Here is a 15,047-nt window from a genome sequence, read left to right as displayed (position 1 = left end):
CCTTGATGCCAGCGGTCCCGGATCAAGCCCGGGACGACGAAACCATCAAAGCGGATTCCCGTCCCGGTCGCGGAAAATCTCGCGCCTACCCACATGGTTCGCCGGGCCGACCAGCCCGTCTTCCTCCATGCGCTCGATCCATTTGGCCGCAGTGTTGTAGCCCACGCCCATCTGGCGTTGCAGCCACGAGCCGGAGGCCTTCTGGTTTTCGATCACGATCTGGCAGGCCTGGCGGTATTTGCGCTCTTCCGGATTGTCGGAGGCAGTGAACTCGTCCTCGAAGCCGAAGCCGCTGTCTTCCGTCTCTTCGGTGACGGCGTCGATATATTCGGGCTTGCCCTGCTTGCGCCAGTGATCGGCAATCGCCTCCACTTCCTCGTCGCTCACGAAGGGGCCGTGCACGCGGGTCAGCGCGCCGCTGGAGGGTTTGTAGAGCATGTCGCCCTTGCCCAGCAGCTGTTCGGCGCCCTGCTCGCCCAGGATGGTGCGGCTGTCGATCCGGCTGGTGACGTGGAAACTGACGCGGGTGGGCAGGTTCGCCTTGATGACACCGGTGATGACGTCCACCGAAGGGCGCTGCGTCGCCATGATCAGGTGGATGCCCGCCGCGCGGCTCTTCTGCGAAAGCCGCTGGATCAGCACTTCGATTTCCTTGCCGACCGTCACCATGAGGTCGGCCAGTTCGTCCACGATCAGCACGATCTGGGGCAGCGCCTCGTAATCGAGCTGTTCTTCCTCGAACAGTTCCTCGCCCGTATCGGGATCGAAGCCGATCTGCACCCGGCGGCCCAGCGGCTTGCCCTTGGCGATGGCGCTGGTGACGCGTTCGTTGAAGCCATTGAGGTTACGCGCGCCGATGGAGGACATCATGCGATAGCGCCGCTCCATTTCCTCCACGGCCCATTTGAGCGCGCGGATGGATTTGTGCGGCTCGGTAACCACCGGGGCCAGCAGGTGCGGGATATCGTCGTAGCTCTTCAGCTCCAGCACCTTGGGATCGATCAGGATCATGCGCAATTCGCGCGGCGTGAAGCGATAGAGCAGCGACAGCAGGATGCAGTTGAGGCCCACCGACTTACCCGAACCGGTGGTGCCCGCCACCAGCAGGTGAGGCATGGCGGCAAGGTCCGCCACGATGGGCTCGCCCGCAATGTCCTTGCCCAGGATGATCGGCAGCATGCCCTTGTGCCCGGCAAAGGCCTCGGACGCGGCAAGTTCCTTCAGGGCCACGGTCTGCCGATCGGCATTGGGCAGTTCGATGCCCATCACCGTCTTGCCCGGAATGGGTGAAACGCGCGCGCTGATCGCGCTCATATTGCGGGCGATATCCTCGGCAAGGCCAACTACCCGGCTGGCCTTGACCCCGGCGGCCGGTTCCAGCTCGTACATCGTCACCACCGGGCCGGTGCGCACGGCAGTGATCTCGCCCTTCACGTTGAAATCGTCGAGCACGTTTTCCAGCAGGCGGGCATTGCGCTCCAGCGCCAGCTTGTCGACCTTGGGGGCCGAATTGGCCGGCGGGTCTTCAAGCAGGTCGAGGCTGGGCAATTCGTATTCGTCGAACAGATCCTTCTGGCGCTTGCCCGCGCTGCTGATCTTGGCAGGCGTGGGCGGGGCGGAAGGGTCGGCGATTTCCGGCGGCTTGCGCGCGGGATTGTCCGCCAGCGGGGCAGGGCGCGGCTCGGCGCGGTCGGGCTTCTCGGCCTTTTCGCGCTTGGGCACGAAGGGCAGCGCATCGGCGCTTGGCAGCGAGGGCGCACGCTTCAGCGCGGCGGGAATGGTGAGCAATTGCGCCCAGTCGATTGCGAAGACGCGGCCGACCATGAAGGCCCCGCCCCCCAGGCAGACAAGGCCCATCGCCAGGATTGCCCAGCCCTGCCCCGCTTCGGGCAGGCGCGAGGCAAGCGCCTCGATCGCGCCCTTACCCAGCAGGCCGGTGATCCCGCCCAGCGAGGCGGGCAGGCTGGTGCCCAGGGAGGTGAAAGTGAGCGAAAGCGCCGTGGAGAGCAGCGCCATGGCGAAGATGAGCATCGCCACCGTGCGCCACCAGCGCGTGCCGTGCGGCGTATCTTCCTCCCCATCCGCATCGCGCCACAGCTTGCGCGCGAAGGCGTAGAACAGGGGAATGAACAGCACGGAGACGAGGCCGAACAGGAACAGCCCGCGCTCCGCTGCCCAGGCCCCGGTCGTCCCCATCCAGTTCAGTACCGGGCCGCCCGCGGCCGTGGAGGGGGAAGGATCGGTCTGGTGATAGGAGGCCAGCGACAGGGTATAAAACAGCATCGCCGCCACCAGCGCCAGCGCGCCGGACAGCTGCACGGCACGGCGCAGCGACCGCCGGAAGGCGGCGCGCCAATCTGCCTGCGGGGCCTTCCCGATTGGGCGGCTGGCCATGAATATTCCCCTCTGGTCTGGAAGGGGAGAATCGCAGAGTCGGGACTCGCGGTCAAGAATGGCGGGTTGGGTCGCGCGGAGAACCCAAATCTCCTCCATCGTCATTCCCGCGCAGGCGGGAACCCAGCAGCAAGGGTGGAACTGGGTCCCCGCCTGCGCGGGGATGACGAGAAAAAGGGGGGGTGAAGGGCTTGGAGAAAAACTCAGGACAATCCATCAATCGCCGCCCAGCGCGGCCATTGGAGGCGCCGCACGTTGCGGCTGCTCATGCCCCCCAGCGCGATCACCGGCACGCGCGAGTGGCAGGCCAGCAGGCGGAAGCGCAGCGGGCCAAGCGTGTTGGCGCCGGGGTGGGAGCGTGTGGGGAAGACGGGCGAGAGCAGCACGGCATCGGCGCCCAGCAGGTTCGCCTCCGCGATCTCGCGCAGGGAATGGACAGTGGCGAGCCGCAGGTGCCGCCGCCGGGGCCACAGGGCGCGCGGCGCGCCGTAAATGCCGCCTGCGCCCCATTCGGTGGCGGTGAGGGCGGAATCGGCCAGCACAGTGACGATCCCCCGTGCCCCCGCGATTCGGGCGAGCTTGCGAAAGCGCGCGATCCGTTCGGGCGGTTCGAGATGGTAATGGCGATAGATGAAGCCCGATCCACGCGGCAGGCGGTTGAGCGCGCGCTCCAGCCCGGCATCGTTGCGGGCATCGGAGATCAGCCACAGATGCGGCAGGGTCTGGCGCGTCACCATCAGCGCGCTATAGGCGCGGGATGGATCAAGCTTCAACTCCGCTGGAAGCCGTCGAGGCCGGGATCGCCCGCGCCGCGACAATCGCCGGGCGCAAAGCCGAAGACATCACCCTGATCGCCATCAGCAAGACGCATGATGCCCAAGCCATCCTGCCGCTGATCGAGCAGGGCCAGCGCGTGTTCGGCGAAAACCGCGTGCAGGAAGCGCAAGGCAAATGGCCCGCGCTGAAGCACCGCTTCCCCGATGTGGAACTGCATCTGGTGGGCCAGTTGCAGTCGAACAAGGCGGAAGATGCCGTGGCGCTGTTCGACTGCATCCATTCGGTCGACCGGCCGAGCCTCGTGACCGCGCTGGGCAAGGCGATGGAGAAGGCTGGGCGCAAGCTGCCCTGCTTCATCCAGGTCAATATCGGCGAGGAAGAGCAGAAGGGCGGCTGCGCGATCGCCGATCTGCCCGCCCTGCTGGCTCAGGCGCGCGAGGCCGGCCTGCCGGTGGTGGGCCTGATGTGCGTACCGCCCGCCGAGATCGAACCGGCGCCCTTCTTCGCCTTCCTCGCCAAGCTGGCGGCGGACAACGGGCTAACCCAGCTGAGCATGGGCATGAGCGGGGATTACGAAACCGCGATCAAGCTGGGCGCCACTCATGTGCGCGTGGGCAGCGCGCTGTTCGGGGCGCGCTGATTTTCGTCCCTCCTCTTCAGAGGAGGGGGAATTTGCCTAAGCCTCGACTTTCTCCGCCATGGCCTGAGCCTCGTCTCCCGAAGCGGCCAGCAGGGCGTTTTCGATCGCGGTCAGGCGATCGGTGGAGAGAATCTTCCCGCCCAGCAGGTCGGTGACGTAGAACGTATCCGCCGCGCGTTCGCCGTAATTGGTGATGTGGGCGGAGTTCACCATCAGCCGGTTTTCGAACAGGGTCCGGGCAAGGCGGTTGAGCAGGGCGGGCCGGTCGCGCGCGTTCACTTCGATCACGGTGAAGCGGCCCGAGGCCTTGTTGTCGATGAACACGCGCGGGCGCACTTCGAAGCTGGCGGCGCGGGCGTGGCTGAGCGGACGCTTGGCCAGCTGGGGGACCAGTTCGATGCGGTTGGCGAGCGAATCCTCGATCGCCGTCGCCAGCCTTGCCAGCTGGCTATCCTCGCTGAAGGGGCGGCCCAGCGGGTCCTGCACCAGGAAATTGTCGACCGCCTTGCCCACGCGAGTAGTGTGGATGCGCGCGTCGATGATGTTGCCGCCCGCCAGGCTGATCGCGCCGGCGATGCGATAGAACAGGCCCGGATGGTCATCCGCGATCACGGTGACGAGCGTGGCCCCGCGCGCGGCGTAATATTCGCAATGGATCGACAGCCGCTTCTGCAGGCCCTTCGCCTCGGCATATTGCCGAAGGTTCATCGCGATGATGTCCGCAGGTTCGGCGATCCAGTAGGAATCGTCGAAACGGTCGTCCAGTTCCTCCATCACATGGGCAGTGGTGCCCAGCAGATCGGCGACTTCCTCGCGCTTGCGGGCTACGCGTTCGGCCCGTCCGCTGCTGACATGGCCCAGCCGCAGGCCTTCCTCGGCCAGCGCGTAAAGCTGAGTGAGCAACTGGCGTTTCCAGCTGTTCCAGATGCCCGGCCCCACCGCGCGGATATCGACGATGGTCAGCAGGGTCAGCAGGCGCAGGCGCTCGATGCTCTGCACTTCGGCCACGAAATCGGCGATGGCCTTGGGGTCGGACAGGTCGCGCTTGAAGGCCGTGGCGCTCATCAGCAGGTGCCAGCGCACCAGCCAGGCGACCAGCTCCGTCTCGTCCTCGTCCATGCCCAGGCGGGGGCAGAGCCGTTCCGCCACTTCCGCGCCGAGGATCGAATGATCGCCCCCGCGGCCCTTGGCGATATCGTGCAGCAGCACCGAGACATAGAGCGCGTTGCGCGACTGGAGCTGCGGGAACAGCTCGGTCGCCAGCGGATGGTCCTTGCGCAATTCGCCGCGCTCGATCTTCGCCAGCAGGCCGATGGCGCGGATCGTATGCTCGTCCACCGTATAGTGGTGATACATGTCGAACTGCATCTGCGCGTTGACGCGGGCGAAATCGGGAATGAAGCGGCCGAACACGCCCGCCTCGTTCATCCAGCGCAGCACCGTTTCCGGATCGCGCCGCCCGGCCAGCACTTTCAGGAACAGGGCATTGGCGCGCGGATCGTGGCGCACGTCTTCCTTGATCAGGGCGCAGTCGCGCGCGGCCATGCGCATGGTGGCGGGGTGGATTTCCAGCCCCTCTTCCTCCGCGATCTGGAAGATTTCGATCAGGCGCACCGGATCGTCGCGGAACCAGTCGTCCCCCTGCGCGGCGATACGCCCGCCGAACACCTTGTAGCCGCGCACGGAACGGGCCCGGGCGCGGAAGCCCGCCAGCAGCCCGCGCGGCGTCTTGCGGGCGAATTGCTCGTCCAGCTGGGCCAGGAAGATGCCCGAAAGGCTGCCCACGCGTTTTGCCTGCAGGAAGTAATATTGCATGAAGCGCTCGACCGCGCTCTTGCCCGGACGGTCGGCGAACTGCATCCGGCGGGCGACTTCGCGCTGGAGGTCGAAGGTCAGCCGGTCTTCCGCGCGATTGGTGATGGTGTGCAGGTGAGACCTGACCGCCAGGAAGAAGCCCTCCGCTCGGCGGAAGGCGCGATATTCGGCGCGGGTGAACAGGCCGACCTCGACCAGTTCGGCCGCGCTCTTCACCTTATGGATGTATTTGCCGATCCAGTAGAGCGTCTGCAGGTCCCTGAGGCCGCCCTTGCCCTCCTTGATGTTCGGTTCGACGACATAGCGGCTGTCGCCCAGGCGCTTGTGTCGTTCATTGCGCTCGGCCAGCTTCTCGGTGACGAATTGCCGCTCCGTCCCCGCGACCACTTCGGCGAAGAAGCGTGCGCTGGCTTCCTCGTAAAGCTCCTGATCGCCCCACAGATAGCGGCCTTCGAGCATGGCGGTGCGGATCGTCAGGTCGCCGCGCGCCATGCGCACCATATCGTCCACCGAACGGCTGGAATGGCCGACCTTGAGGCCCAGGTCCCACAGGAGATAGAGCATCGCCTCGATCACCTGCTCGCACCACGCGGTCTGCTTGCCCGGCGTGAGGAAGGCGATGTCGATATCCGAATGGGGCGCCATCTCTGCCCGGCCATAGCCGCCCACGGCCATGATCGTCAGCCGTTCGCCCGAACTGCGATTGTTGACGGGATAGAGATCGGTGACGACGTGATCGTGCATCACGCGGATGATCTGGTCCATCAGGAAGGCGAAGCCGGCCGTGATCTCGTGCCCGGCGGAAGGCTTTTCGGCCAGGCGCCGGGTCAGTTCCTCGCGCCCTTCGGCCATGGCGCCGCGCAGCAGTTCCACCACGCGCTTGCGCGCCTTGGCGGCGCCCGCCTCCGCCACCGCTTCCGCGATGTCGCCGGCCAGCTTGCGGCGATCGAGCACCGCGCGTTGATTGGGTATCCTGATTGCGCTCACCGATCCTCAGATAGAGCCAGATATTTTTCGCGCAACGCACGCTTGTCCACTTTTGCGGTTCCAAGGCGCGGCAGCGGCCCTTCTGCGCGCCACATGCGGGCGGGAATCTTGAACGGGGCGAGTGTTTCGGCAAGGAATTCGCGCAGGTCCCCCTCGTCCAGATCGTGGCCTTCCTTGGGCAGCCAGACGACGGCGGGAATCTCGCCGAAGCGGTCGTCGGGCAGGCCGAAAACGGAGCATTCCGCGACTGAGGGATGGGCATAGATCGCCTGTTCCACCTCGATGCAGGAAATGTTCTCGCCCCCGCGGATGATGATGTCCTTCTTGCGGTCGACAATGAAGAGATAGCCGTCCTCGTCCAGAAAGCCGAGGTCGCCGGTCAGGAAATAGCCGTCCTCTCGCAAGGCCGCCCGCGTGGCTTCGGGATCGTTCCAATAGCCGAGGAAATTGCAGACGGACCGGATCGCCACTTCGCCCGTCTCGCCCTGCGGCAGTTTCGCGCCATCCGCGCCCAATATGGCCAGGTCGACCAGCGGCAGGCTGGCCGGGCCGGTGCTGCCGGGCTTGGCGAGGTAATTCTCGTTGAAATTGCCGCAGCCCACCGCATTGGTCTCGGTCAGGCCATAGCCGATGATCGGAAAGCCCGAGGGCAAGCTGGTACGGATGCGCCGGACATGGTCGGGCGGGCGCGGGGCGCCGCCGGCGGCGAAATTGGTACAGCTCGAAAGGTCGAACTTCCCGCGTTCGGGATGAGTGGCCAGCTCGATGCTCATCAGCGGCACGCCCACGAAATAGGTGATCTTCTCCGCCTCGATCAGGCGCATCGCCTCCAGCACGTCCCACTTCGGCAGTATCACCAGCCGCCGCCCCAGCGCGAAGCTTTGCAGGAAGACGGGCACTTCGCCGGTCACATGGAACAGGGGCACCGCCACCAGCGAGGCGGAGGGATGGGCCGGGGCCTCGCCGCGCTTCAGCATGTGGCCATAGACGATCAGCGTCTGTGCCCCGAAATTCATCGTCGCCTGCACCACCGCGCGATGATCGGACAGGGCGCCTTTCGATTTGCCGGTCGAGCCGGAGGTGAACAGGATCGTCGCGTGGTCTTCCGGCGCCAGCTCGGGCAGGGGCGTTTCGGCCCCGCCGCCACGGGCGATCAGTTCGCGCAGGCCTTCCAGCGGCTGTGCGTCATGCGTGAAGACCAGCACCTGCGCGCCATGCGCCCGCCCGTCCAGCCGCGCGGCGCGCTGGGGATCGGCCAGCACCAGGCTGCATTCGGCCAGCGCGATCGCCTCGGCCAGTTCCTCGCCGGTCGAAAAGCCGTTCAGCAGCGTGACGCAGCCGCCTGCCAGCAGCACGGCCATGTAGGCGATGGCCCAATTGGCCGAATTGCGCGCGGCAATGCCGATCCGGTCGCCCTTGCGCACTTCGTGCCCTTCCACCAGCCCGCCTGCCAGCGCGCGGGCGGCTGCGAAGCTATCGGCAAAGCTCAGGCGCAATTCGCCATCGACCAGAAAGGTCGCATCACCATGCCGGGCACAGAAATGCGCGAAATAGGCAGTCAGGGTGGGCGGTGCCTGCCTGAACAGCGGCAGATCGGTGCCATAGCGCGGGATGGTGGTGAGTTCGAGCGGACCGCCCGGGGCAAGGCTGGCTTCCAGATTCGCCTTCAGGCTGCGATCCATCTCGCTCGGCATCGGCATTCTTCTCCAATCCCATGCGTCCGGTGTTACCCGGCTGCCTGTGGAGGCGGAGTGCAGCGCAGGCTTTCGCCGCGCCACCCGCTGTGCCACAAGCGCCCGCGTCCCCGGCGCTGTGAAGCCGATAGTAAGAGGAACACCAAGTGCTGTCACTATTGGCCGCCACTGTCGGCGAAGCGGCCGGCAACGGCCCGATCCAGTGGGCGGATCTGGGCCTTCGGCCGGGCATCGAGCTGGGCTTCTTCACCCTGCGCTTCTATTCCCTGGCCTATATCCTCGGCATCGCCTTCGGCTGGTGGCACCTCTCGAAGATGGTCAAGGCCCCCGGCGCGCCGATGGCGCAACGCCATGTGGAGGATCTGTTCTTCTACTGCACCCTGGGCATCATTCTGGGCGGGCGGCTGGGCTATGCCACTTTCTACACCGGCGGCGACACCGGCATTCCCAGCCTGTGGGCCCATCCCGGCGAACTGATCAAGCTGTGGGAAGGCGGCATGAGCTTCCATGGCGGGCTGATCGGCGTGCTGCTGGCCGTGGCGTGGGTCTGCTGGCGGGGCAAGCTGCCCATGCTGCGCGTGATCGATTACGTGGCGGTCAACGTGCCGGTGGGCATGATGCTGGGCCGCCTTGCCAATTTCATCAATGGCGAGCTGTGGGGCCGCCCGACCGACGTGCCCTGGGCCATCGTGTTCCCCGGCGCCGGCCCTCTGCCGCGCCACCCCTCGCAGCTTTACGAGGCCGCGCTGGAAGGCGCGGTGCTGATCGTGGTGATGCTGCTGCTGTTCTGGAAAACCAATGCCCGCTTCCGCCCCGGCCTGATGGCGGGCGTGTTCACGGCAGGCATCGCGATTGCCCGCTTCACGGTGGAATTCTTCCGCGAGCCCGATGCCCAGCTGGCCGAATTCGCGCGGCAGACGGGGCTTTCGATGGGCCAGTGGCTCACCGTGCCGCTGATCGTGCTGGGCGTGGCCGTGGCGGTGCGCGCCTTGCTACGGCCGCCGCTGGCGAGCGGAGCGCCTGCGGGGAGCAAGCCGGAGGCATGAGCGAGAGCGGAGAGGGCAGCCTCTCGGCCAGCTTCCGGCGCCTGATCGCGGCCACCGGCCCGATCAGCCTGGCGCATTACATGGCAGAGGCGAATGCCCGCTATTACGGCTCGCGCGATCCCTTCGGCACGGCTGGGGATTTCGTCACCGCGCCGGAAATCAGCCAGATGTTCGGCGAACTGGTCGGCCTGTGGCTGGCCGATATGTGGCATCGCGCGGGTCAGCCCCAGCCAGTGCATTATGTCGAGCTTGGCCCCGGGCGCGGCACGCTGGCGCGCGATGCGCTGCGGGCCATGGCGCGGGCGGGACTGGTTCCGCAGGTCCATCTGGTGGAAGGCTCCCCCGCCTTGCGGGACATCCAGCGGCAGGCCGTGCCGCAGGCCCAGTGGCACCACGATCTGTCCACCCTGCCCACCGACGGCCCGATCCTGCTGGCGGCGAACGAATTTCTCGATGCCCTGCCGGTGCGGCAATTGGTCAAGGCGTCGGGCGGCTGGCGCGAGCGGATGGTGGCTGTGGGCGAGGACGGCGGTTTGGTCTGCCTCGCGGGCACCGCACAGATGGACCCCGCCGTGCCGGAAGACCGGCGCGAGGCGGAGGACGGCACGCTGATCGAAACCTGCCCGGCTGCCGCTGCCGTGGTGCAGGAAGTGGCCAGCAGGCTCGCCGTGCAAGGTGGAGCAGCGCTGTTCATCGATTATGGCCATGCGCATTTTCGCACCGGTTCCACATTGCAGGCCGTGCGCGCGCACAGGAAGGTCGATCCCTTCGTCGATCCGGGCGAGGCGGATTTGACCGCCCATGTCGATTTCGCAACTCTGGCCCCACTGGCGCAGGCCCATGGCGCGACATGGCTCGGCACGACAGGGCAGGGGCCATGGCTCAGTGCGCTGGGGATCGAGGCGCGCGCTGCCGCGCTCACCCGCGCCGCGCCGCATCTGGCGGGCGAGATCGAGGCGGCTCGCCACCGCCTCGTCTCGGAGGAGGAAATGGGCGATTTGTTCAAGGTGATGGGCCTGGCTGCACCGGGCTGGCCCGAAGGTGCCGGGTTCTAAAGCCATGAGCGCGCGCGGCCTCGTCCACCATGTCGATCTGACGGTGAGCGATCTGGCCCGCTCCCGCCTCTTTTACGACGCAGTGCTAGGGTTCATGGGTTATGCCCGCGCCGACGATCACGCAAATGGCACGGATTGGGACTGGCGCGGCGCCGCGGAACCGGGGGCGCCGTTCCATTCCATCGGCATAGTGCTGGCGCGTGGAGAAAATGCCGGGCGCGGGCATGATCGCTATTCCCCCGGCCTCCATCATCTTGCGTGGGCGGCGAACGATCCGGCCGATGTGGACCGGCTGCATGCGCTGCTGCTGGAAATCGGCGCGACAGTGCTCGATCCGCCGGCCTTCTATCCCCAATATGGCCCGGACTATTATGCGGTGTTCTTTGCCGATCCCGATGGGCTGAAGCTGGAATTCGTTTCCGGGCGGACGGGGTAGTTTTCCGTCATTGCGAGGGGCAGGGCCCCGAAGCAATCCAGGGCTGCGCGCGTCGGGCTCTGGATTGCCGCGCGGCTTTGCCGCTCGCAATGACGAAGCGGGAGAACACGCCCCCAATTTGACAATGTCCGTGACAGCGCCTCGCGGCTTTGCTTAACTGCCCCGCAGAAAAACATCTCGGGGGAGAATTGAGGATGCTGAACCGTATCATGCGGGGGCTTGCCCTGCCCGCACTGGCTCTGGCGGCTCTGGCCACCAGCCCTGCACAGGCGCAGGAAAAGGCGCGGATCGAGTGGAAGACGCTGCACAGCCGCGCCATGGAAGGCAATCTGGAAGGCAATCCGGCGGATCGCGGCGCCTATGTCGTCACTCCTCCCGGCTATGACGAGCATCCGGATAAGCGCTATCCTGTCGTCTACTTCCTGCACGGCTACTGGGCCACGCCCCAGATGTATCAGGAGCAGATGAAGTTCGACGTGGCGGTGGACGAAGCTGCCCGCGCCGGGAACGAAGTGATCATGGTGATCCCCGATGGCCATTCCAAGCTGAAGGGCGGCTTCTATTCGAACTCGCCCACTGTGGGGAATTACGAAGCCTTCGTGGGCGAAGACCTCGTGAAGTGGGTCGATGCCAATTACCGCAGCATTCCAAAACGCGAGGCGCGCGGCCTTTCCGGCCATTCCATGGGCGGATACGGCACGATGCGGCTGGGGATGAAATATCCCGAAACCTTCTCCAGCCTCTATGCCATGAGCGCCTGCTGCCTCTCGCCGATGAAAATGGACGAGGCCGGGGCAAAGCGGATCGAGGCGATGACCGATGAGGATATTGCCAAGGCCGATTTCGGCGGGCTGGCGCAGCTTTCCACGCTCGCCACCTGGTCGCCCGATCCCACGAAGGCGCCGAAATATGTCGATACCGGCCTGAAGGCCGACGGCACGATGGACCCGCTGGTCAATGCAAAGCTGGCCGCCAATTCGATCCTGGCGATGGTCCCGCAATATCTGCCCTCGCTGCGGCAGATGGAGGCCATCGGCCTGGAAGTGGGCGACAAGGATTTCCTGCTGAACGACAATGTCGCCCTCAATGCCGAACTCACTCGCTATGGCGTGGCCCATGGGTGGGAAACCTATGACGGCGATCACGGCAACCGCATTGCCGAACGCATCCGCACGAAATTGCTGCCGTTCTTCGCGCAGCATCTCGACCGGAAGTAAGGCCATGGCAAAGCGCATTGCGGCCCTTGCGGCGCTCGCCCTCACCGCTTTCGCTTCACTCTCGCCCGCCGCCGCGCAGGAGCAGGCGCGGGTCGATCTGGTGAAGGTCCACAGCCCGGCGATTGCGGGCAATCTGGAAGGGAACACGGCGGACCGCACGGTCTATGTCGTGACCCCGCCGGGTTACGACCAGCACCCGGAAAAGCGCTATCCGGTGGTCTATTTCCTCCATGGCTATTTCGTGGAGCCCAAGGCCTATGCCGATCTGTTCGACCTTGGCGAAGCGCTGACCGGCGCGGCGGGGGCGGGCAATGAAGTGATCTTCGTGATGCCGGACGGGTTCTCCAAGCATCGCGGTTCCTTCTATTCCAACTCGCCCACCACCGGGAATTACGAGGATTTCGTGGCGCAGGATCTCGTCGCTTGGGTGGATGGGCATTACCGCACGCTCGCCCGGCGGGAGAGCCGCGGCCTCGCCGGTCATTCCATGGGCGGCTATGGCGCGATGCGCGTGGGGATGAACCACCCGGATGTCTTCTCCAGCCTCTATGTGATGAGCGCGGGCGGCGGCTCGGTGAAAATCATCACCAAGGAAATGGCGGAGCGGGCGCAGGCCGATAATGGCACGGTGGACATGTCTGCCCCCATCGGCGGCGCGCAGGGCGATCTGGCCCAGCTTGCCGCATGGTCGCCCGATCCGAAGCGCCCGCCCAATTTCGTCAATGCCGGGTTGTTGCCCGATGGCACAATCGACCCGGTCGTGCAGGCGCGCGTGGCCGCCAATTCGCTGATGGGCATGCTGCCGCAGCACATCCGCGAGTTGAAGCAATATGAAGCGATCATGCTCGACGTGGGCGACAAGGACGGGCTCGCGCCCGACAGCAAGGCCATGTCGGCGGAACTCGCCCGCTTCGGTGTCGTTCACACGTTGGAGGTCTACGATGGCGGCCATGGGGACAAGGTGAAGGAACGGCTGCGCGCCAATGTCCTGCCCTTCTTCGCCGCGCATCTCGACCGGTAGAGATTCAGGAAAAGGGGAAGGATAGCTGCAATGCTGAAGAAACTCGCCGTGCTGGCGGCCGCTTGTGCCGCCATGCTCGCCGCGCCTGCCATGGCGCAGAATATCACCGCTCCGGCCGCGCCGGTGCCTGCCGGGATCAAGGTGGATACGATCAAGGTCCACAGCCCTTCGCTGGAAGGCAATCTGGAAGGCAATTCGACTGATCGCGAGGCGCTGGTGGTGCTTCCGCCCAGCTATGGCAAGGACAAGAAGAAGCGTTACCGCGTGGTCTATTACCTGCACGGCTTCGCGATAGACGGGCGCAATTTCTACAACTTCATGAAGGTGCCCGATGCAGTGAACAACTCGGCCAAGCGCGGCGAGGAATTCATCGTGGTGGTGCCCGATACGCTGACCAAGCTGGGCGGCAGCATGTATTCCAGCTCGGCCACCACCGGCGATTTCCGGGCCTTCGTGGCGAAGGATCTGGTCGCCTATGTCGACAGCCATTACCGCACCATCGCCAGGCGCGAAGGGCGCGGCCTCGCCGGCCATTCCATGGGCGGTTACGGCACCTGGGTGATCGGCATGACCTATCCGGAAACCTTCGCCGCGATCTATGCCCAGAATGCCTGCTGCATCAGCCCGCGCACCGAAACGGAAGAAAGTGCGAAGAAGCTCTCCAGCCTGCCGATCGAGGAAGGCGTGAAGGCCGATTTCGGCACGCGCGCCGGCCTTTCCTCCATCGTCGCCTGGTCGCCCAACCCGAAGAACCCGCCCTATTTCGCGGACTTCCCCTATAAGGACGGCAAGGTGGACCAGCTGGTGATCGCCAAATGGGCGGCCAATTCGCCCTATGCCATGGTCGCCTCGCATGTTCCGGCCCTGCGCAGCTTCCGCGCCATCGGATCGGATGCGGGCGACAAGGACGGGCTGCTGCATGACGACACGATGATCCACGAGGAACTGGACCGCTTCGGTATTGCGAACCAGTGGGCCGTCTATGATGGCGATCACGTCAACCGCATCGGCCAGCGCTTCGACGAAGTGGTGCTGCCCTTCATGGCGAAGCACCTCGACCGGAAGTAAACGTTAGAGGCGCGAGGCCGATGGTCTCGCGCCTCGCATCTTGGAGGGAGAAATGGCCTTTCAACCCTTCGGAATGCGTTTCGAAGCCATCTCTTACCTCGCTCCGCCAGAGGCGAAGGCTGCCATCAAGGCTCGCCTGAAGGGCTGGTTCGATGTCACGCGAGCGCCTCGGGGATGGATCGTAGGCCCGGTCATCTGCCTGTGGCTCAGTGCCTTCGACCGCCACGGCCCAATGCTGTTCGGCTTCATGTCCAACCGGGACGGTGTAACCCGGATAAGCGGGCGCGCAGGCTCGAACCTTAACGGGATGGTGTTCGCAGTCTTTTTGGCTGTGATTCTTCCCATCATTGCCATCGGCCTCGTCTCAAATCGTCAGGCTTCGGCTGCGCTGCTGTTCGTTCTTGGATTCTCCTTTCCGTTTTGCGGCCTGGCGTTGTGGTCGGGGCATGCCTTCCGGCGGGACGCTGCGCCTCTGGTCGATTTTCTAGATAAGACCCTTTCAAAGGGGCCTGCGCCACAGCGCCGGGAAGCGCCTGTTTCCGAATATGCTGGGCCCTATCTCCCGATGACCTTGCAGGTCGACGGAGAGAAACTGGAAGGTCGGGCCACGCCTGAAGTCATCCGCGAGGCAATCGACGGGATCGCAGCGGCCGGGACAGGTTTCGCGATCCTAGATCATGCAGATGGCAGCTTCATTCAGGCTGCGCTGGAACATCCGGGCTTCGTGATCGAACGCGGCCCCGGTTCGGGTGAGTATGTTGCCGCCCGGCGTCTGTCGGCGCCATCGGAAGAAGAGTGGACATCCCCCCGCCACTTTTCCGGCGCGGAAGTTCAGGCGGCCTTCATTGCATTTCTTGCAGGCAATTCGGAACCGAGGGGAATGCAGTGGGGATAGTG

General features: G+C 65.3%; 12 protein-coding genes. 8 read left to right on the top strand and 4 right to left on the bottom strand.

Annotated elements, in window-relative coordinates; all coding sequences use genetic code 11:
* Positions 1 to 45: 45 nt before the first annotated feature.
* Positions 46 to 2,394 (bottom strand): DNA translocase FtsK, encoded by a 2,349-nt coding sequence (locus tag WFP36_RS05930; RefSeq protein WP_336978775.1) that lies wholly within the window; start codon positions 2,392 to 2,394, stop codon positions 46 to 48.
* A gap of 203 nt (positions 2,395 to 2,597) precedes the next feature.
* A complete protein-coding gene (locus WFP36_RS05925) occupies positions 2,598 to 3,131 on the bottom strand; it encodes a thiamine phosphate synthase (protein WP_336978774.1) in 534 nt (177 codons plus the stop codon).
* A 20-nt stretch (positions 3,132 to 3,151) separates the two neighbouring features.
* On the opposite strand from WFP36_RS05925, the gene WFP36_RS05920 reads away from it, so the two are divergent.
* The gene (locus WFP36_RS05920) at positions 3,152 to 3,811 is read left to right on the top strand and encodes a YggS family pyridoxal phosphate-dependent enzyme (RefSeq protein ID WP_336978772.1); all 660 of its coding nucleotides are present in this window, start codon (positions 3,152 to 3,154) and stop codon (positions 3,809 to 3,811) included.
* A 36-nt stretch (positions 3,812 to 3,847) separates the two neighbouring features.
* Here WFP36_RS05920 and WFP36_RS05915 read toward each other — a convergent pair whose 3' ends face one another.
* Entirely contained in the window at positions 3,848 to 6,613 is a 2,766-nt protein-coding gene (locus WFP36_RS05915) for a [protein-PII] uridylyltransferase (protein WP_336978770.1), read from the bottom strand.
* Complete coding sequence (locus WFP36_RS05910; protein ID WP_336980018.1) at positions 6,610 to 8,307, bottom strand: class I adenylate-forming enzyme family protein; 1,698 nt, start codon at positions 8,305 to 8,307, stop codon at positions 6,610 to 6,612. Before WFP36_RS05910 ends, WFP36_RS05915 begins: the two co-directional genes overlap by 4 nt.
* 146 nt (positions 8,308 to 8,453) lie before the next feature.
* Between WFP36_RS05910 and lgt the strand changes: the two genes are divergently transcribed.
* The 7 genes from lgt (at position 8,454) to WFP36_RS05875 (ending at position 15,045) form a co-directional block, all read left to right on the top strand.
* On the top strand, positions 8,454 to 9,353 hold the full coding sequence (lgt, locus tag WFP36_RS05905) for a prolipoprotein diacylglyceryl transferase (RefSeq protein ID WP_336978769.1): 900 nt from the start codon (positions 8,454 to 8,456) through the stop codon (positions 9,351 to 9,353).
* Complete coding sequence (locus WFP36_RS05900) at positions 9,350 to 10,408, top strand: class I SAM-dependent methyltransferase (RefSeq protein ID WP_336978768.1); 1,059 nt, start codon at positions 9,350 to 9,352, stop codon at positions 10,406 to 10,408. Before lgt ends, WFP36_RS05900 begins: the two co-directional genes overlap by 4 nt.
* 4 nt (positions 10,409 to 10,412) lie before the next feature.
* Positions 10,413 to 10,844: a VOC family protein gene (locus tag WFP36_RS05895; protein WP_336978766.1), complete on the top strand. Its 432-nt coding sequence runs from the start codon at positions 10,413 to 10,415 to the stop codon at positions 10,842 to 10,844.
* 194 nt (positions 10,845 to 11,038) lie between these two features.
* Positions 11,039 to 12,061, top strand: a complete 1,023-nt coding sequence (locus tag WFP36_RS05890; RefSeq protein ID WP_336978765.1) for an alpha/beta hydrolase — start codon at positions 11,039 to 11,041, stop codon at positions 12,059 to 12,061.
* 4 nt (positions 12,062 to 12,065) lie between these two features.
* Entirely contained in the window at positions 12,066 to 13,082 is a 1,017-nt protein-coding gene (locus WFP36_RS05885) for an alpha/beta hydrolase (RefSeq protein ID WP_336978764.1), read from the top strand.
* Between the two features lie 30 nt (positions 13,083 to 13,112).
* The gene (locus WFP36_RS05880; RefSeq protein WP_336978762.1) at positions 13,113 to 14,150 is read left to right on the top strand and encodes an alpha/beta hydrolase; all 1,038 of its coding nucleotides are present in this window, start codon (positions 13,113 to 13,115) and stop codon (positions 14,148 to 14,150) included.
* 52 nt (positions 14,151 to 14,202) lie between these two features.
* Positions 14,203 to 15,045, top strand: a complete 843-nt coding sequence (locus WFP36_RS05875) for a hypothetical protein (protein WP_336978760.1) — start codon at positions 14,203 to 14,205, stop codon at positions 15,043 to 15,045.
* Positions 15,046 to 15,047: the final 2 nt, after the last annotated feature.

This window comes from Fulverythrobacter fulvus, assembly GCF_037154085.1.
In the GTDB taxonomy this organism is placed as follows: Bacteria; Pseudomonadota; Alphaproteobacteria; order Sphingomonadales; family Sphingomonadaceae; genus Andeanibacterium; species Andeanibacterium fulvum.
Note: the sequence above shows the minus strand (reverse complement) of the source record. Positions and strands in the feature narration are given on the sequence as shown.